This is a genomic window from Cupriavidus agavae (genome assembly GCF_004217045.1).
GTDB classification, from domain to species: Bacteria; Pseudomonadota; Gammaproteobacteria; order Burkholderiales; family Burkholderiaceae; genus Cupriavidus; species Cupriavidus agavae.
Window position 1 is genome coordinate 1,706,422 of sequence record NZ_SGXM01000001.1, and the last position, 19,910, is coordinate 1,726,331.

Below are 19,910 nucleotides of genomic sequence, written 5' to 3' on the forward strand. Positions count from 1 at the left end.
CCCGTTGGCTGACCGCGTTTCACGCCGGAGTCGTCCAGCAGAGGCTCGTATCAGGTGGAGAAGCTGCGTGGTATCCATGCTGATGTCTTACGCCACACCGGCGGCCATGGCGTCTGCCGGCTCGGATAGCCCACCAGTCCGATAGGCCGCCATCAGTTCGGCGCGCTTTGTGGCCACACGCGCGATCGACGCCTCCTTCACATGCCCGTAGCCCCGGATATCGTCGGGAAGGCTGGCGAGATCGATCGCCACGCTCAGTCGCTCCGCAGTCAGGGTGCGCGTAAACTCTTCAACCAGTGCGAAATACTCCGCCACCAACGCGCGTTCCACGCGGCGCTCTTCCGTTCGGCCGAATGGGTCGAACGCCGTGCCGCGCAGGCCCTTGAGTTTTGCCAGCACTTTGAACACCGTCATCATGTGCGGACCGAAGCGGCGCTTCTTCGGCGTGCCCGGTTCCCGTCCCGTGAGGCTCGGCGGCGCCAGCCAGAAGTTGAGCTGATAGTCACGGCCGGGCTCGCCCTCGAACTGCGCACGCAGTTTGTCGAGGAAGGCCGGATCGGCGTGAAGCCGCGCCACTTCGTACTCGTCCTTGTAGGCCATCAACTTGGCGAGATGCTTCGCCACCGCTTCGGTCAGAGGCCTTTTGGAGGGGCTGCCGATGGCATCTTCAACCGCGCGCACCCTGGCAACGGCGTCGGTGTACCGCTTCGCATAGGCAGCGTTCTGATAGTCGGTCAACATTGTTGCACGGTGGCGGATCGTGCTGTCGAGCGTTTCCGGCATGGCGACCACCTCCTGACCAGTGGTGTTCTTGCCCAGCATCGCCTGCACCGCATCTTCGCCAAGGTGCGCCAGCGCGCGGCCCCATGTGAAGGCCTGCTTGTTGCGGTCGACGGAGACCCCGTTCAGTTCGATGGCTCGCGTCAGGCTTTCCAGCGACAGCGGCACCCAGCCACGCTGCCATGCATAGCCAAGCAGCAGCGGGTTCGAATAGATCGCATCGCCGAGCAGCTTCAACGCCCACGCGTTCGCGTCGAGGAACTGGCACGCCTCGCCCACGCTGGCGCGGATGTCGTTTTCCGCGGACGTGTCGGGGAACGACCACTTGGGGTTCGCCAGGAACTCGGCGGTAGGCGTCTGCGCGCTGTTGATCGCGGCAGCCGTGCGACCGTTCTGGACCTTGGAAAGTACCTCGGCGGAAGCCGACACGATGGCATCGCAACCGATGACGAGCCGCGCTTCGCCGGTGGCAATGCGCGTGGCGTGCAGTGCTTCAGGCGACGGCGCCAGTTGGACATGGCTCAGCACTGCACCGCCCTTCTGCGCCAGGCCAGCCATGTCAAGCACCGTGACGCCCTTTCGTTCGAGGTGCGCCGCCATGCCCAGCAGCCCGCCTATCGTGACCACGCCAGTGCCACCGATCCCTGTGACAAGGATGCCGTAGTGGCTTTCAAGCGGTGCGAAGTACGGCAGCGGTAGTGTGGCCTCAAGTCCGGTACCGCCCTTCCCGCCTTGGGCTGCCGGCTTGCGCACCTGTGCGCCTTCTGCCGTGACAAAGCTCGGGCAGAAACCGTTGACGCATGAAAAGTCCTTGTTGCACGACGACTGGTTGATGACGCGCTTCGTGCCCAGCGGCGTCGCCAGCGGCTCCACGGACAGGCAGTTCGACTTGACCGAGCAGTCGCCGCAGCCTTCGCACACAGCGTCGTTGATGAAGGCCCGACGTGCGGGATCGGGATACTTGCCCTGCTTGCGACGGCGCCGCTTCTCCGTGGCGCAGGTCTGGTCGTAGATCAGGATCGTCGCGCCTTCCACTTCACGCAGCCGCTTCTGCACGGCATCGAGTTCATCGCGATGATGCACGGTCACGCCCGCAGCCAGCGCATCGGTCTTCGCGTACTTCTCTGGCTCGTCGGTGACGATTACGATCTCGCGCACGCCTTCGGCCTTCACCTGATGCGTGATCTGCGGCACGGTCAACACGCCGTCCACGGGCTGCCCGCCCGTCATGGCAACGGCGTCGTTGAACAGGATCTTGTAGGTGATGTTCACCTTCGCCGCGACGGACGCACGAATTGCGAGCAGGCCCGAGTGGAAATACGTGCCGTCGCCAAGATTCACGAAGACATGCTTCTCGTCGGTGAACGGCGTCTGGCCGATCCACGCCACCCCCTCGCCGCCCATCTGACTGAACGTATCGGTATTGCGATCCATCCACATCGCCATGTAGTGGCAGCCGATACCAGCGAGCGCACGCGAGCCCTCGGGCACGCGGGTCGACGTGTTGTGCGGGCAACCCGAACAGAACCACGGCTTGCGCTCCACGGAAAGGCGCGGCTTGGCGGCTTCGCGCTCCTTCGCTTCGATCAACGCCACACGGGCAGCGATGCGGCTGCGCACGTCAGCAGGTAGATCGAATGTGTCCAGCCGCCTGGCGATGGCCTTGGCGATCAGTGCTGGCGACAACTCGTAGTGCGCAGGCAGCAGATACTGCCCCTGCGGCACCGACCATTCACCGCCCTGGTTGCCACGCTCGTCAAACTTTCCGAACACCTTTGGCCGCACGTCCTCGCGCCAGTTGTAAAGCTCTTCCTTGAGTGCGTACTCGAGAATCTGCCGCTTCTCTTCCACGACGAGGATCTCTTCGAGCCCCGTCGCGAACTCGCGAGCGTCCTGCGCATCGAGCGGCCACACGCATCCGACCTTGAACAGCCGGATGCCGAGCCCCTTGCAGGTGTCATCGTCCAGACCCAGATCGCGCAGTGCCTGCCGCACGTCGAGATAGGCCTTGCCGGCAGCCATGATGCCGAAACGCGGCTTGTCCGAATCGAGCACGATGCGGTTGAGCTTGTTGGCACGGATGTAGGCCAATGCGGCATATAGCTTGTGGTCGAGCAGCCGGGCTTCCTGCGCGAGGGGCGAATCGGGCCACCGGATGTTCAACCCTTCGGCCGGCACCTGGAAATCGGTGGGGATCTGTACCTGCACGCGATCCGGGTCGATCTCGACCGACGAGGTGGATTCGACCACATCGGTCACGCACTTCATCGCGACCCAAAGGCCGGAGTAGCGGCTCATCGCCCAGCCGTGCAGGCCGTAGTCGAGATACTCCTGCACGTTCGACGGATACAGCACCGGAATGCCCGCCGACAGCAGCACATGCTCGGATTGATGCGCGACCGACGAGGACTTCGCCGCATGGTCGTCACCGGCCAGAACCAGCACACCGCCATGCTGCGCCGAACCCGCTGCATTGCCGTGCTTGAGCACATCCATCGAACGGTCAACGCCGGGACCCTTGCCGTACCACATGGCAAACACGCCGTCCCGGTTTGCTTTTGGAAAGAGATTGATCTGCTGCGTGCCCCACACCGCCGTGGCAGCCAGATCCTCGTTGACGCCGGCCTGGAAGACCACGTCGCTGGCGGCGAGATGCTTTTTCGCCTTCCACAGCGCCATGTCCAGTGCACCGAGCGGTGAGCCCCGGTAGCCGGATACGAACCCTGCGGTGTTGAGTCCGGCCGCCGCATCGCGCGCCTTCTGCAGCAGCGGCAGGCGCACCAGTGCTTGCGTGCCGCTCATGTACACGCGCCCCTTCGACAACGTGTACTTGTCGTCAATGGTGGTCGACGCAAGCGCATCGGCAAATGCTTGTTGGGATTGTGGGGTAAGCGGACTATTCACGGCGTAGTCTCCAGGGCGATACGCCCTTCTCTATAGGTTTGCCCCAGTGTATGGATCCATCCAGCGATCGTAAAATCACGAATTCAGACACCTGCTATTTGTTTTTCGGATACCCATGAGCGCACCCCAACCGAAGGCCAGCCGTAGGAAGATGCAAGGCATCGAGAGCGCGTTTCCCGCCGCAAAAGAGATCACGCTGCGGCAGATGCGCTACTTTCGCGCTGCGGCGGCGACGGGCCAGTTTTCAATGGCCGCTACCGAAGAACACGTTTCACAGTCCGCCATCACCAACGCAGTCCTGGCGCTGGAACAACTGCTTGGCGTCCGCCTGTTCGACCGCTTCCCACATGGCGTTGCACTGACCGCAGAAGGCAACCACCTGTACCAGCACGTCACGCGCATTCTCGAATCGGTGGAAGATGCGCTGCGGCAGCCTCGCATTCGCCTGGATGCACTGGAGGGCAGTGTCAGCATCGCCGCCACCTATACCGTTCTTGGTTATTTCCTGCCCGGCCTGCTCGCGCGTTTCCGAAACAACTATCCCAACGTGGAACTGGATCTGCACGATCTTGATCGTCTCTCCGTCGAGGAACAGGTGCTGCGCGGAGACATAGAACTAGGAATCGTGCTGCTCTCGAACGTCGAGGAGCCCACCAGGTTCGGACACCGTCCGCTGATCCGCTCGCGTCGTCAGCTTTGGGCGGCGCCGGGTCACCCGCTACTGCAAGGGCCGCCCCCTACGCTCAGGCAGATTGCCGAGTATCCCTACATCCTTCTCACGGTCGACGAGGGCGAGGCTTCGACGATGCGCTACTGGCAGAGCAAACGGATCGCGCCGAACGTGGGGTTCCGAACGACTTCGATGGAAGCGCTGCGCGGACTGGTCGCCCACGGATTCGGCGTGACCGTGCTCTCTGACATGGTCTTCCGGCCGTGGTCGCTTGAAGGCAAGGAAATCGAAGCGAGGCCGCTCGCCACGCCGGCACCGGATATGGAAGTGGGGGTCATCTGGCGCAAGGACACGGAACTGTCCGTGCCCGCTACCGCGTTGCGGGACTTCCTGATCTACGCGTGCAGCCGCTAGTCGAATATCACGCGCTATTGCTCGTGCAATGCCGCGTGACTGAGCAACAGTCCGTCTGCATCGACATAGACATATCCCCCGGCGCGAAAGGAAATGCCGGCGATGACAACATCAGCATCCCGTTCGCCTTGTCCGTGCAGACCACCCCGCACGGGCACTGCGCCGAGGGCCAGCACACCAATATCGAGCGTAGCCAGCGTGACGCAGTCGCGCACATTGCCGTTGACGATCACACCGGCCCAGCCGTTGCCGACTCCCAACCGCGCCATCCTGTCGCCCAGTACCGCGACGCGCCGCGAGCCGCCTGCGTCGGCTACCAGCACGCGTCCGTGTCCTGGCTCCGACAGGTAGTCCCGAGTGGGGCCAGCATCCTCGAAGCAGGTGACCGTCGCAATTGGGCCGTGGAACGCGCTGCGTCCTCCATATGACTGGAACGGGGATGCGTAACCTTCGACATCATCCGGCCGGCTATCGGCGAGATCGCTGGTAGAGAATCTGTCGGCGCTATCTGTTGCCATGGTCATGTCCCATGCTCAGTTCAACGTCGCGCCGGCCTGCTTGACGATCCTGGCATGCTTGTCGAGTTCGGTCTTCATGAACGCACCGGCGCTCTCCGACGCAGCGGTCGACACAATGACGCCTTGCTGCACAAGTTGCTCCTGCACGTCCTTGTCCTGCAAGGTTGCCTTGATCTTCGACTGAAGCTGCGCAACGTTTTGCGCCTGCATGCCAGCGGGGCCGACGATGGCAAGCCACGCATCGAAGTTGTATTGCGGAAGCCCCGATTCCGCGAGTGTCGGCACATCGGGGAGGCCGGGCACGCGCTGCGTCGTTGACACCGCAATAGCCTTGAGCTTGCCGGCCTTGACGAGAGGCAACACCGTCTGCAAGGTGAGGAAGCCGAGCTGGACCTGACCGCCGACCAGATCGGTGGTGTAATTGCCCGCGCCCTTGTAGGGGACGTGGCTGACTTCGACTTTCGCCTCGCTGGCGAACAACTGACCTGCGAGATGGAGCACGGTGCCATTGCCCGACGAGCCGTAGTTGAACTCGCCCGGCTTGGACTTCAGCAACGCTACGAGTTCCTTCGTGTTGTTCGCGCGGACTGACGGGTTGACAACCAGCACCAGCGGCAGCGTGCCAATGACGGTGATGGGCGTAATGTCCTTCAACGCGTCGTACGGCATGTTCTTGTAGATGAACGGGTTGATGACGTGATTCGATGAGATCAGGCCGAGCGTCGTGCCGTCCTTCGGGGCACGCACAAGCTGTTGGGTGCCCGGCACGCCGCCCGCACCGGGCAGGTTTTCCACCACCACGGAGTGGCCCAGGTTCTTGGACAGCGACTGGCTCATCGCGCGCGCTACGGCATCGGCTTGCGAACCGGCCTGCGTCGGCACGATCAGGCGAATGGGTGTCTGTGCCTGGGCCGGAGAGATACTCGCGGAAACCAATACGAGCGACGTCATTACGGCAAATGCATGACGCACTTGCTTCCGAAGTGGGGTGGGCATTCCTGTCTCCGTCTATTGTGTGACACCGCCTCCGTGGGCGACATCTGGTTGGACGGAGTGTAGTGCGACGGCCTGCGTCAGAAGAGTGCTATTCCGGGGCACCGGCTATCGCACTCAGGCATAGCGTAGTTTCCCTAACCTTCCTGTCTAAGGGTGTCGATCAGCGCAGTCACCGCGCGCAGGCGCGGCGTCTTGTATGGCGAGTAGACGAGGAGGTGCCTGCTGCTCCATGCCTCGTGCAAAGGAATGCGCATGAAACGCTCGGTCCCGGCATAGGCAGCGCTCGCGCTTGCCGGCAGCACGGCGATGCCCAGGCCTGCCTCAACCATACGGCAGGCGGCCTCGAAGCTGGAAACGGTGACGCTCTGGTTGAAAGGCTTGCGCAGATTCGTCGCCTGTTCGCCAAGCTCCTTCGCCAGCGCACCACCGGCCTGAACGACCACGAGGGGATGGTCGAGCACTTCGACAAAGCGCAGACGTTCGCGGTTCGACAGCGGATGTTCGTTCGGCACCACCACGTTGAGCGGATCGACAGCAAACGGCCACGACTCCAGGCCGGGCACGCCACTCGTCGCAACCCCGATCCCCACATCGGCGGCATCGTCAAGACAAGCGCGGATGCACTCTGCCGTCGAACGCTCGAACAACGCGATCCCGACATGCGGATAGGCTTGCTTGAAACGGTGCAGCCGCTCCGGCAGGAAGCCGATGATCGCCGAGGGGCTGGCCGCCAGCCGCACTACGCCGCCCACCTGTTCGCCAAGATCCTGTACTTCGCGTGCAAAGGAGACGATGTCCGCATTGAGTTTGCGGCCCAGTTCCAGCGCCCGTTCGCCCGCGTTGGTCAGCACCACGCCAGTGGTCGAGCGCACGAAGAGGGTCACCCCGAGACTCCGCTCCAAATCCGCGATGCGGCGGCTCAGCGCCGACTGCGCGATGTGTTCCAGTTCCGCCGCGCGCTTGATGGAACCTTCCCGCGCCACCGTGAGAAAGAGCTGGATGCTGACAGGGTCGATGCGATGCAAAGGGTATACCCGCTATCTTGGTCTGCGATACCGGGAATGCTACATCAGCGCTTCACCTTGCGGAACGCACCGACGTAAAGTCCAACAAAATCCCACAGGAGCACCCCCATGAACGTCCTCGAGGCCGCCGGCCGTATCTTGTATCTGGCCGACTCGTCGACGGCGATGGCGCAGCAACTGGCGGGCGAGGATCTGACACTGGCTGCTGCAGGGCCGCTACGCGACGACGTTTCCACCGACGAGATCACGCCCGTCCCTATCCTCACGCATTACGACGATGCGCTCGGACGCTATCCCTACACTGGCTACAAGGCCGGCGACACGCTGCCCTTCGTTCCCGATTCGGTTCGCATTGGCAAGTTCGGCGTCACGGTTGCCGGCAACCGGTATGGCAAGGGCTCGTCACGCGAGCACAGTCCGGCTGCCGAGAAGCTCGCCGGTATTCGCCTGGTCGTGGCAAAGAGCTTCGAGCGCATCTACCGCCAGAACGCCGACAATATCGGCCTCTACACGTCCACGGACTTCGGACTCGTGGCACGCCTGGAAGCGGGCGAGCCGATTCCGGTCGACGATCTCGTGGCTGGACGCGACGCCCTCGCCGCGTCAGTCCTCAAGCATGGCGGCCTGCTGAAGTTTGGACAGCAATACCTCACGCGCGTACAGCCAGCCGGTACCGTTGACGACCAACAACCGCAAACGCTGTTCGAGAAAATCGTCCGGCGCAACTTACTGTCGACACCGGTCACGCCCGCACATCCGAATCCTGGCGACGGCATTTTCGTGCAGGCGCACTGGCGATTCATCCACGAGTACTACACGGGCATGTGTGCACACATGTTGCATGCCAATTTCGGCAAACCTGTGCAACTCAAGCAGGCTGACCATATTGTCGTCTTCGAGGATCACACGTCCTACGTGACGGAGAGTCCGGCGCATGTGCGCAACGGTCTGGTCGAGAACGTCGTGCAGATGCGGTACGCGCAGCGCGACTTCGTCAAGACCTATGGGCTGACGTTTCACCGCACGCTGACTGACGAGGAAGTGCGCCTAGACGACGGCAGCAATGTCGCAGGCATCTCTCACGCGATGATGGCCGAGCGCTACGCGCTACCAGGACAGGTCGTCGTCGGCACCGACTCGCATACGCCGCACAGTGGCGCGCTGGGTTGTGTAGCCTTCGGTGTCGGCACCACAGACATGGCGAATGCGTTCGTCACCGGTGCGGTGCGGATGACGTTGCCGGAATCGATCCGCGTGGTGCTCGATGGCACGCTGCAGGCCGGCGTGACCGCCAAGGACGTGGTGCTGCAACTGCTGGCCCAGCCCGCCATCAAATCCGGCGCCGGCGTGGGAAAAGTCTTCGAGTTCACGGGCCCGGTGGTATCGGCGATGAGTGTCGACGAGCGCGCGACGCTGACCAATATGTGTGCCGAACTCGGCGGCTTCACGGGCATCGTGGCGCCGGATGCGGAGACCGTGCGCTTTCTTCGCGAACGGCGCGGGATCGAATTCGAAGTGGAACCATGGATGTGCAGCGATGACGGCGCGCGCTACGCCTCCACGCTCGAAGTGGATTGCAGCACCCTGACTCCGATGATCGCGCGGCCAGGCGATCCCGGCAATGGACTCCCTATCGGCGAGCTCGACGAAACGGTAAAGGTCGACATTGCCTACGGCGGGTCCTGCACCGCTGGCAAGCGCGAGGACTTCGACCAATACCACGCTGTGTTCCAGTGGGCATCCGAACGTGGACTGCGCATTCCCGAGCACGTCACGCTGTACCTTCAGTTCGGCACCACCGACGTACGAGACTACTGCCAGAAGCAAGGCTATATGACCGCATTCGATGCGGTCGGTGCACGCATCCTCCAGCCCTCCTGCGGCGCATGCGCGAATTGCGGCCCCGGCTCTTCCACCAGCCCTGAGCAGGTCACCGTGAGTTCCATCAACCGCAACTTCCCGGGCCGTTCCGGACCCGGCAAGGTCTGGCTGGCCAGCCCCCCTACCGTCGCGGCGAGTGCTATCGCAGGCATGCTGACGTCCTTCGAAGACTTGCAGCGACGCACGCCCGCGCAGACTCGCTGAATCACTGATCCACTGATTCACCACGGTTTATCCCGCGCAGTCCCGTTCCGGACTGCGGGAGAACGTTCGCCCTGATTCGCATGAAGTGCCAGTCAAAAGGCACGTAACAACCATACCAAACCAGAACACAAGGAGGAGACCATGAAGGAAAAACTGATGACGGTCGCTGCATTGGCAGCACTATCGCCCCTGGCATTCGCACAGTCCTCGGTCACGCTGTACGGTGTTGCCGATGCTGGCGTGGAGTACCTCAACCATGCCAACGCCAATGGCAACAGTCTGACGCGCCTGACATCGGGCAACATGTCGGGCTCGCGTTGGGGCCTGCGCGGCGTTGAGGACCTGGGCGCGGGGACCAAAGCACTGTATGTGCTGGAGAGCGGCTTCGAGATCGACACCGGCGTAGCATCGCAGGGCGGCCGGCTGTTTGGCCGGCAGGCGTATGTCGGCCTCGAGCACCGTCTGGGCCGGCTCACGCTCGGCCGGCAACAGAATGCGTTGTATGACCTGCTGATCAACTATGACCCGATGGTGCTGGGCGCACGCTACTCGTTGCAGATGGTCGATTCGTCATTCGTCGGCCGCTACGACAACATGGCGAAGTACACCGGCAAGTTCGGACCTGTAACCGCCATTGCCCTCTACAGCTTCGCGCGAGGCACCTCGATCACAAGCGGCGGCGCGACGTCGTTCGCTGGCGAAGTGCCCGGCGACCCGAAGAGCGACCAGGCGCTCAGCGCCGGCTTTGACTATTCGTCCGGCCCCATTGGTATGACCGCGATCTACGACCAGCAACAAGGCACGTTGGGCATCACAGGACAGAACACGAGCCAGCGCGACCGTCGCATCGCCGTGGCCGGCAGTTTCAAGTTCGGCACCACCGGCAAGCTGTTCGCAGGCTATCGCTGGCTGAACGGGGATATCGGCGTGCTGGCAGGGCAGCCTTCGAAGCGCAGCGATGTCTACTGGCTCGGCTACCAATATCAGATACTGCCGGCACTCAGCCTGACCGCAGCGAGCTATTACTTCAACGACAAACGCACGGGCCGTGACCCGTGGAGCCTGATCGGGTCTGCCAACTATGTGCTCTCCAAGCGCACCGACGCGTTCCTCAACGTGGGCTATGCTCGGAACAAGGACGGTTCCAACCTTGGCCTGAACGGCTTCGGGACCAGCATCACACCGGGTAACAATCAGACAGGGGTGATGCTCGGCTTGCGTCACAAGTTCTGACGCCCGACATCCCAGCATGAGAGCGTAAGGAGCGGTATGCCGAAGAACCAGATCCTGACCTATGTCGATGCCGGCGCATCGGATTGGACGGCAGTTCTCATGCGTGCCGTGGCACACCAGCTTCCCACTGGCAGCTACGAAATCCGCGCGGTGGTGGCCGACGATATTCGCTTCGACAGCACACTGTTCGACGATGCCGCATTGTTCATCATGCCCGGAGGTGCCGACCTTCCCTATTGCGCGTTGCTGAACGGCGCACCCAATGCGCGGATTCGAACTTATATCGAAGCTGGCGGCAACTATCTCGGAATCTGTGCCGGCGCCTACTACGCCTGTCGCGAGATCGCCTTCCACGCCGGCACGCGGGGCGCAATATGTGGAAGCCGCGAACTACGTCTGGTCAATGCCGCTGCAGTCGGCTCCCTGCCAGAGCTGACTTCTGGCAAGTTGTACGACGGCACACCTGGCACTGCGGCGGCCGTACGGCTACGCACCACCGAAGCGCTTTCTCCGGAATCCATTGTGGTTCGCAGCCACTATCACGGTGGCTGCCGATTTGACTTCGGCGGACCTGTTCCGGCTGGCACCGAGGTTCTCGCGACCTATGCCGACACCAACGAGGTCGCGCCCGCAATCGTCGCCGCCAGAGTGGGGCTGGGCACCGCGGTTCTCACGGGAGTGCACCTGGAGATATCCGCAGAAGATTTCGCTGAAATGCTTGCGGCTCACCCGGACAGCGCGAGACATCAGGAAATTTGCGGCTTGCTCGCGACTGACTGCAATCAGCGCCAAAACGTGTTTCGACAGGTTCTAAGGCGCGCCGGCCTCGTACTCAATGCTTGAGGATGCAGTTCTGATCTTCCGACAACCTGCGCCGCCGTGGTCGCCGGCCTGAGAAGATGCTCCGCAGAGGATGACAACAGTTAACTGACCTGGACAATATCGTGGTCGCGCAACTTGTCGTCCTGCGATAGCACAAGACGCTTCGTCGTGACTTCGATCAGCGGCTGCAGGGCCTTGACTGCCTGCTGGGTGAGGGGATGTGGGTGTGCAAGACGCAATCTGCGGCGCACGTTATCAAAGTAGGCGGTGAAATACTCAGCCAACGCCGCGGCATTGCGGTTGGCCTCACCGATCGAATCGGTGCGGAGCCGGAAGCAAATTTCCTTGGGAACCGCATCGCCAGCAAAGGCACGCACGTGCGTCGGCAGGGCCATCCGGAAATACGGTTTGCCGTTGCGGACTTTGATGTAGGAGGGAAATTTCATGGAAGCCACCTCTCCATGGTACGCCGTCTGGTACAGACGATGGGACAGTGGCACGGACTTAGTGGCCCGATTCTAAACCAGAACCCGGCCCCCGCAGGGGCCGGGCTGTCTTCTGGCGGAGACGGAGGGATTCGAACCCTCGATCCGGGTTTTGGCCCAGATGCTCCCTTAGCAGGGGAGTGCCTTCGACCTCTCGGCCACGTCTCCCAAACCTGCGTTGTGCGAGGGAGGCCGCACAACGAAGCGCGTATTCTAGCGAGACAGTTGCAGCCGGTCAACGGATTTTCGATGACCCATGACAAAAATCGCTGCAATCGCCCGCCAGAAAAACTTCAGAATCCGATCACGCCTGATCGAGTTCGAACACCTTGTGCAGCGCGCGGACGGCAAGCTCCATGTACTTCTCGTCGATCAGCACCGAGATCTTGATTTCGGAGGTGGAGATCATCTGGATGTTGATACCTTCTTCCGACAGCGTGCGGAACATCTTGCTGGCGATGCCCACGTGCGAGCGCATGCCCACGCCCACCACCGAGACCTTCGACACCTTCGGGTCGCCCGACACACTGGCGGCGCCGATATGGGCCTTCACGCCATCGCCGAGGATGGTCAGCGCGCGCTGGTAGTCGCCGCGCGGCACCGTGAACGTGAAGTCGGTCTTGCCGTCCACGGACTGGTTCTGGATGATCATGTCGACGTCGATGTTGGCATCGGCGATCGGGCCCAGGATCTGGTAGGCGATGCCCGGCTTGTCCGGCACGCCGAGCACGGTGATCTTGGCCTCGTCGCGGGCGAAGGCGATGCCGGAGATGACGGCTGCTTCCATTTCAGAATCTTCCTCAAAAGTAATCAGCGTGCCCGAGTGCATTTCCTGCTCGAGCGGCATCAGGGGGTCGGTCAGCGACGACAGCACGCGGGTCTTCACGCGGTACTTGCCGGCAAACTCCACCGAACGGATCTGCAGCACCTTGGAGCCCAGGCTGGCCATTTCCAGCATTTCCTCGAAGGTGATCTTGTCCAGGCGGCGGGCGTCCTCGACCACGCGCGGGTCGGTGGTGTACACGCCGTCCACGTCGGTATAGATCAGGCACTCGTCGGCCTCGATGGCGGCGGCAATGGCCACGGCCGAGGTATCCGAGCCGCCCCGGCCCAGCGTCGTGATGTTGCCGTCCTCGTCGATGCCCTGGAAGCCGGTGATGACCACCACCTTGCCCTGCTCCAGATCGCCGAGGATGCGCTCGTCATCGATCGACTCGATGCGGGCCTTGGTATAGGCCGAGTCGGTCTTCACCGGCACCTGCCAGCCCGTGTAGCTGACCGCGTCGATCCCCTCGCCGTGCATGGCGATGGCCAGCAGCGCCACGCTGGCCTGCTCGCCCGTGGAGGCCAGCATGTCCAGCTCGCGCGGGTCCGGCTGCGCGGAGATTTCCTTGGCAAGGCCAAGCAGGCGATTGGTCTCGCCTGACATGGCCGAAGGCACCACGACTACGCGGTGACCGGCGCGGTGCCACTTGGCTACGCGCTTGGCGACATTCTTGATGCGTTCCGTGGAACCCATCGAAGTGCCGCCGTATTTGTGAACGATGAGAGCCATCTTCTTGTCGACGCCAGCGGTTGTGCAAACCGTCGAAAATACACGATCCACGCTTGCCAGTAAAGGCTGGCAGGCCGGAAACAACCCTGAAAACACCGTATTATTCTGATTTTTCTTGTGAGTTCTATTCACAAGTACGCGGACGGCGGCAGTTCCTTCCACTCCACCCGCCAGCGCGGCGCGCGGGCGGCGCTGCCCGGCCAGCGCCGTTGCATCCCGAGCCCGGCGGCCAGCACGAGCACCTCGCCGTCCCCCTCCCCGCTCCACAACAGCGGCAGGAACGCCCGCCGCCACGCCGGGACGCCCGCCTCCTGGTAGGCCTGCTTGAGCGCCCGGGCGGGGCCGCCCGGCCGCAGCACGATGCGTTCGCCGCCCGCACGCCCTGCCAGCCGCAGCGGCTGCTCCAGCACGGCCTGCGGCACACCGAAATCGTCGTCGCGCGTGAGATGGAGTTCCCCCCGCCAGGCCGGCACGACGATGCGCGCCTCACCACGCCAGCCGAACCGGAACGGCGCAGGCGGTTCGTCCGGCACGGCGCGGCAGGCCAGCACGCGGTCACGAAAGCGGCGCAGCACCAGGCCGTCGTGCGCGATGGCGGGTTCGCCGCCGCCGTGCTCCACCAGTTGGGCGCGCATGGCCGCCAGGCGCGCCGTGGTGGGCGGCTGCGTGCCAAGGTCGCCCAGCCAGTGGCGCAGCACCGCGTCGGCCTGCTCCGGCGGCAAGGCGCGCAGGCCCGGGAGTTCGAGTTCGGAGAGGGTATCGGCGTCGCGGCCGCTTCTGACCAGGCCGGCCAGCGTGCCGGCGGTCTGCGCATCGAGCATGGCGGCGGCCTGCCCGAAGTGGGCGGCGGCCTGCACTACATTGCCGTCGAGGCCCGCAAACGCCTGGCGCAGCAACGGCAGCTGGGCGCGCAGCGCATTGCGCGCGAAGCGCGTATCGGCGTTGGAGGGATCGTCGATCCAGGACAGCGCCTCGGCCGTGCAGTATGCCTCGATGCCGGCGCGCGGCACGTCGAGCCAAGGCCGCAGCAGTTGTACGTCGCCCTCGGCGTCGAGTGGCCGGCGCGCCGGCATGCCGGCCATGCCGGCCACTCCGGTGCCCCGGAACAACCGCAGCAGCACGGTTTCCACCTGATCGTCGCGATGGTGGGCGAACAGCAGCAGCGCGGCGCCCTGCGCGCGGCACATGCGCCCCAGCGCCGCGTAGCGCGCACGCCGCGCGGCGGACTCGATGCCCTCGCCGGCGGCCGGCTGCACCGACACCCGCGCCACGGACAGCGGCACCTGCCAGCCGGCGCACAGTTCGGCGCAGAAATCGCTCCACGCGTCCGCCTCGGCCTGCAGCCCGTGGTGAACATGCAGCGCGACCAACCGCGCCAGCGGAAACGCCTCGGCCAGCGCCGCGCGCGTGGCGTGGAGCAGCGCCACGGAATCGCGCCCGCCGGACAATGCCACCGCAACGGTCACTGGCGCGCCAGAAACAACAAAGGCCGCACCAGCCTGGAGAGCCTGTGCGACCTTCGTGGTCAGGAAGTGCTCAGCGTTCACTTCACTCCTGGACGCCGGTTTCCTTGAACTTGCCATATGCCATCAGCCGTTCGTGCCGGCGCGCCTGCAGTTCCTTGACGCTCATGCCCTGGAACTGGCGCAGCGATTCGGCCAGCGTGCGCTTGAGCATCGTGGCCATGCCCTTGGTATCGCGGTGTGCGCCGCCAAGCGGCTCGCTGACGATCTTGTCGATCAGGCCCAGCGCCTTCAACCGGTGCGCGGTCAGGCCCAGCGCCTCGGCGGCCTCCGGGGCCTTCTCGGCGGTCTTCCAGAGGATCGACGCGCAGCCTTCCGGCGAGATCACCGCGTACGTGGCGAATTGCAGCATGTGCACGACGTCGCCCACGGCAATCGCCAGCGCGCCGCCCGAACCACCCTCGCCGATGATCGTGGCGATCAGCGGCACGCGCAGGCCGGCCATGACGTAGAGGTTATGGCCGATGGCTTCCGACTGGCCGCGCTCTTCGGCGTCGATGCCCGGGAACGCGCCCGGCGTATCGACGAACGTGAAGATCGGCAGGCCGAACTTGTCGGCCAGTTCCATCAGGCGCTTGGCCTTGCGGTAACCCTCGGGCTTCGACATGCCGAAGTTGCGCAGCGCGCGCTCCTTGGTGTCGCGGCCCTTCTGGTGGCCAATCACCATGCACGCCTGGCCGTTGAAGCGGGCCAGGCCGCCGACGATCGACAGGTCGTCCGCGAACGCGCGGTCGCCATGCAGTTCGTGGAAATCGGTGAAGATCTCGCGCACGTAATCCAGCGTGTAGGGACGCTGCGGGTGCCGCGCGATCTGCGCAACCTGCCACGGGGTCAGGTTGGCGTAGATATCCTTGGTCAGCTGCTGGCTCTTTCCGGCCAGCCGCGAAATCTCTTCGGAAATGTCGACAGCCGAATCGTCCTGCACGAAACGCAGTTCTTCGATCTTTGCCTCGAGCTCGGCAATCGGCTGCTCGAAATCCAGGAAGGTGGTTTTCATAAAACGCGGACCAGTCTGTGAAGGGGCGCATTCTACCGGAAAATTTTCCGCTGTCGGAGCCCCAATATGTTGATTTCAATGCACTTATGCGTGGAATCAACGCCCTTGCCGCCGATTCGGCGCCGCCGGTAACTAATACGTCACAGGCAGCGGATCGAGGCTGCGCCACATGTACCAGGTAGCCACCGTGCGCCACGGCTCCCAGTTTGCCGCCACTTCGCGCGCCTCGCTGCGGGTGACGGGTTCACCACTGAAATAATTGGCCGAGATCGCGTTGATCAGCCCGACATCGTCGAGCGGCAACACGTTGGGCCGCATCAGATTGAACATCAGGAACATCTCGGCCGTCCAGCGGCCAATACCGCGGATCTGGATCAGCTCGGCGATCACGGCCTCGTCGTCCATGCTGGCCCATTCGTCCACGTGGACACTGCCCGACTTGAAATGCTGCGCCAGGTCGGTGATGTACTCCGCCTTGCGTTTCGACAGCCCACAGCCCGCCAGGTCTGCCACGCCGGCCTTCAGGAACTGGGCCGGCGTCAGGCGCGGGCACAGTGCGGCCAACCGGTCCCAGACCGCCTGCGCTGCCTTGACCGAAATCTGCTGGCCGACGATGGCCCGCGCCAATGTGATGAAAGGATCACCACGAGATACCAGGTGAGCGGGGCCATATGTCGGAATCATCTTGCGCAGGATGCGGTCGCGCTTCATCAGGTCCGCGCAGGCCTCGTCCCAGTAGGCGGGGCGCTCCGCGTCGATGACGGTTTCCACCGGCAGCGGCACGGCGTCCGCCTCGGGCAGTTCCGCCCGCGCACGGGTGCCAGCCGGCTTCGCAGCCTTCGCGGCAGGCACCCTGGGCGCCTGCCGCGCCGCTACCTTGCCGGCAGGGGCCGGCCCGGTGGCGGCGGTCTTCGGCTTGCGCGCGGCAGCGTTCAAGCACGCCTCCACTCGGTGGCACCGCCCGGCTTGTCTTCGAGTACCACGCCGGCGTCGAGCAGTCCGGCGCGGATGCGGTCGGCTTCGGCGAAGTTGCGCTCTGCCTTGGCCGCCTTGCGCGCCGCGATCTGCGCCTCGATCTGCTCGCCGCTGAGCGCGCCGGCCACGCTGCCGCCCTGCAGGAACGTGTGCGGATCGCGCTCCAGCAGCCCCAGCGTGCCGGCCAGCGCCTTGAGCTGGCGCGCCGCCACTGCCGAGCCGGTACGGTTCACTTCGCTGGCCAGGTCGAACAGCACGGACACGGCGATCGGCGTATTGAAATCGTCGTTCATCGCCTCGGCGAAGCGCTTCGCGTGCGGCTCCTCCCAATCCACCGCGCAGCCGCCCGGCTGGGTTTCCTTGAGCGCCGTGTACAGGCGCGTCAGCGCGTGGCGGGCGTCGTCCAGGTGGGCGTCGCTGTAGTTCAGGGGGCTCCGGTAGTGCGCGCGCAGGATGAAGAAGCGCACGACCTCGGCGTCGTACTCCTTGAGCACATCGCGGATCGTGAAGAAGTTGCCAAGCGATTTCGACATCTTCTCGTCATTCACGCGCACGAAGCCGTTGTGCATCCACATGTTGACGAACGGCTTGCCGCTGGCCCCTTCGGACTGCGCGATCTCGTTCTCGTGGTGCGGGAACTGCAGGTCCGCGCCGCCGCCGTGGATGTCGAAATGCTCGCCGAGCAGCGTGCAGCTCATGGCCGAGCACTCTATATGCCAGCCCGGGCGGCCGCTGCCCCACTTCGAATCCCACTTGCTCTCGGGCGGCTCGCTCTCCTTGGCGGATTTCCACAGCACGAAGTCGAGCGGGTCCTGCTTGGCATCGTTGGCGCTGACGCGCTCGCCGGCCCGCAGGTCTTCCAGCGACTTGCCCGACAGCTTGCCGTAGCCCGGGAACTTGCGCACCGAGTAGTTCACGTCGCCGTCCGGCGCGTGGTACGCCAGGCCCTTCGCCTCGAGCTTCTCGATGATGTTCAGCATCTGCGGCACGTATTCGGTGGCGCGCGGCTCGTAGTCGGGCCGGATGATGCCCAGCGCGGCGGCATCCTCGTGCATGTACTGGATGAAGCGGGTGGTCAGCTGCCCGATCGTCTCGCCGTTCTCGGCCGCGCGGCGGATGATCTTGTCGTCGATGTCGGTGATGTTCTGGACATACGTAACGTCGTAGCCCGCCGCCCGCAGCCAGCGGTGCACCATGTCGAACACCACCATCACGCGCGCATGGCCCACGTGGCAGTAGTCGTACACGGTCATGCCGCACACATACATGCGGACCTTGCCGGGTTCGATAGGCACGAAGGGCTGCTTTTCACGCGCGAGCGTGTTGTAGATGTTCAATTGCTGCATGAAGCGGATATGAGTGGGTGACGGCGGGGGAATGCGCGCGCCACGGCGCGCAAGGCCCCATATCTTACCGGAACCGCCCGGCGCCGGCCCGGCGTGCCCCTCCAAAGCGGCATGCGCCGGCAGCGGCCCCGGTGCGCCGCGTCCTGCACGCCGCGCCGCTTTGCTAGAATGCCGCGGATATCAAGAACCGCCACGATCCGTCCACGATCCGCCTCTTCATGCGACCGCCTCTGCCTTTCCTGCATTCTGCCGCTGCCCGCCGTGGCGCCACCCTCCTCGCGCTGGCCGGGGCCCTGGCCGCCGCGCCGGCCGCCGCGCAGAATGGCCCGCTGTCGCTGGAGGCGCCCCCGGCGCCCGTCAGCGGCGTGAATTCGGCCGATCCCGGCATGGTGCCCGCCCAGAAGGCCGTCAACGACAAGCGCTACGACGATGCGGTCAAGGCGTTCGACAAGGTGCTGGCCGGCAACCCGCGCAACGTCCAGGCCCGCTTCCAGCGCGCCTGGGCCCTGGCCAAGCTCGGCCGCGACGACGAATCGGTCCAGGCCTTCGTCGAGATGGCGCAGGATTTCCCCGAACTGCCCGAGCCGCACAACAACCTTGCCCTGCTCTACGCGAAGCGCGGCGACCTGAAACGCGCCGAGGCGGAACTGCTGCTGGCGCTGCAGGCCAAACCCGACTACGCCATCGCCTACAGCAATCTTGGCGATGTCTACCGCCGCCTGGCCGAGCAGGCCTATGGCGACGCGGTACGCCGCAACCCGGCCGATACCCGCGCCGCCGCGGCGCTGCGCCAGGTGCGCGGCACCGATGCGACGCCGGCAGCGCCGGGCGCCACCCCCGTGGCCCCGGCCAGTGCGCCGGCCGCGCCGCGTGGCAAGGCACCGGCCGCCCGCTAATCTCAACCCCGTGCATTCTTTCCAGTGCATTTGACTGCCTGAACCGCTTTTCCCGGAGTCCAGACATGACCGTTTCCCGCCGCATCGCCCTGGCTGGCCTGATCGCCACCGCCGCCGCCCTGTCCCCGCTGGCCGCCCTGGCGCAGGGCGCCAGCCCGGCCGCCGCCACGCAGAAGGCCGAGCGCGTACAGTTCGCCACCAGCGCCGGCAAGTTCACGATCGAGGTGTATCCCGACGCGGCGCCCAAGACCGTCGCCAACTTCATGGAGTACGTGAAGAGCGGCTTCTACACCGGCACCATCTTCCACCGCGTGATCAATGGGTTCATGGTCCAGGGCGGCGGCTACGACCGCGAGATGAAGGAAAAGCCCACGCGCGCCCCGATCCCGCTGGAGGCGCAGAACGGCCTGAAGAACAAGGCGTACACGGTGGCCATGGCCCGCACGTCGAATCCGAACTCGGCAACCGCCCAGTTCTTCGTCAATGTGGTGGATAATCCGAACCTCGACTACCCGCAGCCCGATGGCAACGGCTATGCCGTCTTCGGCAAGGTGGTGGAAGGCGCCGACACGATCGACAAGATCAAGACCACGCCGACCACGGCCTACGGCGCCATGCGCAACGTGCCGGCGGCCCCGGTCGTGATCGAGTCCGCCACCGTCGTCACCAAGTAACAACCGCGTCCC

General features: G+C 64.3%; 16 protein-coding genes and 1 tRNA gene. 6 read left to right on the forward strand and 11 right to left on the reverse strand.

The annotated features are described in order from the left end of the window. Positions 1–87: 87 nt before the first annotated feature. Positions 88–3,684, reverse strand: a complete 3,597-nt coding sequence (locus tag EV147_RS07695; protein WP_130390502.1) for an indolepyruvate ferredoxin oxidoreductase family protein — start codon at positions 3,682–3,684, stop codon at positions 88–90. Positions 3,685–3,835: 151 nt separating this feature from the next. On the opposite strand from EV147_RS07695, the gene EV147_RS07700 reads away from it, so the two are divergent. Continuing rightward, entirely contained in the window at positions 3,836–4,768 is a 933-nt protein-coding gene (locus tag EV147_RS07700) for a LysR substrate-binding domain-containing protein (protein WP_130391227.1), read from the forward strand. Positions 4,769–4,782: 14 nt separating this feature from the next. Here the strand turns inward: EV147_RS07700 and rraA are convergent, their stop codons facing one another. The 3 genes from rraA to EV147_RS07715 form a co-directional block, all read right to left on the reverse strand. Further along, positions 4,783–5,292 carry a ribonuclease E activity regulator RraA gene (gene rraA, locus EV147_RS07705; protein ID WP_130390503.1) on the reverse strand — a complete coding sequence of 170 codons (510 nt, stop codon included), beginning with the start codon at positions 5,290–5,292 and terminating at the stop codon, positions 4,783–4,785. A 9-nt stretch (positions 5,293–5,301) separates the two neighbouring features. Continuing rightward, positions 5,302–6,237 (reverse strand): tripartite tricarboxylate transporter substrate binding protein, encoded by a 936-nt coding sequence (locus tag EV147_RS07710; protein WP_235844628.1) that lies wholly within the window; start codon positions 6,235–6,237, stop codon positions 5,302–5,304. Between the two features lie 179 nt (positions 6,238–6,416). Beyond that, positions 6,417–7,307 (reverse strand): LysR family transcriptional regulator, encoded by an 891-nt coding sequence (locus EV147_RS07715; protein WP_130390505.1) that lies wholly within the window; start codon positions 7,305–7,307, stop codon positions 6,417–6,419. 108 nt (positions 7,308–7,415) lie between these two features. Here EV147_RS07715 and EV147_RS07720 point away from each other — a divergent pair, with 108 nt between their 5' ends. The 3 genes from EV147_RS07720 to EV147_RS07730 all read left to right on the forward strand — a co-directional run bounded on the left by EV147_RS07720 (position 7,416) and on the right by EV147_RS07730 (position 11,468). Continuing rightward, on the forward strand, positions 7,416–9,392 hold the full coding sequence (locus EV147_RS07720; RefSeq protein ID WP_130390506.1) for an aconitase family protein: 1,977 nt from the start codon (positions 7,416–7,418) through the stop codon (positions 9,390–9,392). Positions 9,393–9,533: 141 nt separating this feature from the next. Continuing rightward, the gene (locus tag EV147_RS07725; RefSeq protein ID WP_130390507.1) at positions 9,534–10,625 is read left to right on the forward strand and encodes a porin; all 1,092 of its coding nucleotides are present in this window, start codon (positions 9,534–9,536) and stop codon (positions 10,623–10,625) included. Positions 10,626–10,661: 36 nt separating this feature from the next. After that, the gene (locus EV147_RS07730; protein WP_130390508.1) at positions 10,662–11,468 is read left to right on the forward strand and encodes a BPL-N domain-containing protein; all 807 of its coding nucleotides are present in this window, start codon (positions 10,662–10,664) and stop codon (positions 11,466–11,468) included. Between the two features lie 80 nt (positions 11,469–11,548). On the opposite strand, the gene EV147_RS07735 is transcribed toward EV147_RS07730, so the two are convergent. The 7 genes from EV147_RS07735 to cysS all read right to left on the reverse strand — a co-directional run bounded on the left by EV147_RS07735 (position 11,549) and on the right by cysS (position 18,328). Then, on the reverse strand, positions 11,549–11,893 hold the full coding sequence (locus tag EV147_RS07735; RefSeq protein WP_130390509.1) for a DUF6538 domain-containing protein: 345 nt from the start codon (positions 11,891–11,893) through the stop codon (positions 11,549–11,551). A 113-nt stretch (positions 11,894–12,006) separates the two neighbouring features. Continuing rightward, positions 12,007–12,100: transfer RNA gene (locus tag EV147_RS07740), tRNA-Ser, on the reverse strand. A gap of 136 nt (positions 12,101–12,236) precedes the next feature. After that, positions 12,237–13,487 carry an aspartate kinase gene (locus EV147_RS07745; RefSeq protein WP_130390510.1) on the reverse strand — a complete coding sequence of 417 codons (1,251 nt, stop codon included), beginning with the start codon at positions 13,485–13,487 and terminating at the stop codon, positions 12,237–12,239. Positions 13,488–13,615: 128 nt separating this feature from the next. Further along, on the reverse strand, positions 13,616–15,070 hold the full coding sequence (gene tilS / locus EV147_RS07750) for a tRNA lysidine(34) synthetase TilS (RefSeq protein WP_198680186.1): 1,455 nt from the start codon (positions 15,068–15,070) through the stop codon (positions 13,616–13,618). Then, positions 15,036–16,007: an acetyl-CoA carboxylase carboxyltransferase subunit alpha gene (locus EV147_RS07755; protein ID WP_130390511.1), complete on the reverse strand. Its 972-nt coding sequence runs from the start codon at positions 16,005–16,007 to the stop codon at positions 15,036–15,038. Before EV147_RS07755 ends, tilS begins: the two co-directional genes overlap by 35 nt. 132 nt (positions 16,008–16,139) lie before the next feature. Further along, complete coding sequence (locus EV147_RS07760) at positions 16,140–16,943, reverse strand: DNA-3-methyladenine glycosylase family protein (RefSeq protein ID WP_130390512.1); 804 nt, start codon at positions 16,941–16,943, stop codon at positions 16,140–16,142. Beyond that, positions 16,940–18,328 carry a cysteine--tRNA ligase gene (gene cysS / locus EV147_RS07765; RefSeq protein WP_130390513.1) on the reverse strand — a complete coding sequence of 463 codons (1,389 nt, stop codon included), beginning with the start codon at positions 18,326–18,328 and terminating at the stop codon, positions 16,940–16,942. The genes EV147_RS07760 and cysS overlap by 4 nt, the downstream gene beginning before the upstream one ends. 218 nt (positions 18,329–18,546) lie before the next feature. On the opposite strand from cysS, the gene EV147_RS07770 reads away from it, so the two are divergent. Then, on the forward strand, positions 18,547–19,224 hold the full coding sequence (locus EV147_RS07770) for a tetratricopeptide repeat protein (protein ID WP_130390514.1): 678 nt from the start codon (positions 18,547–18,549) through the stop codon (positions 19,222–19,224). Between the two features lie 65 nt (positions 19,225–19,289). Beyond that, positions 19,290–19,898, forward strand: a complete 609-nt coding sequence (locus tag EV147_RS07775) for a peptidylprolyl isomerase (protein ID WP_130390515.1) — start codon at positions 19,290–19,292, stop codon at positions 19,896–19,898. Positions 19,899–19,910 lie beyond the last annotated feature (12 nt).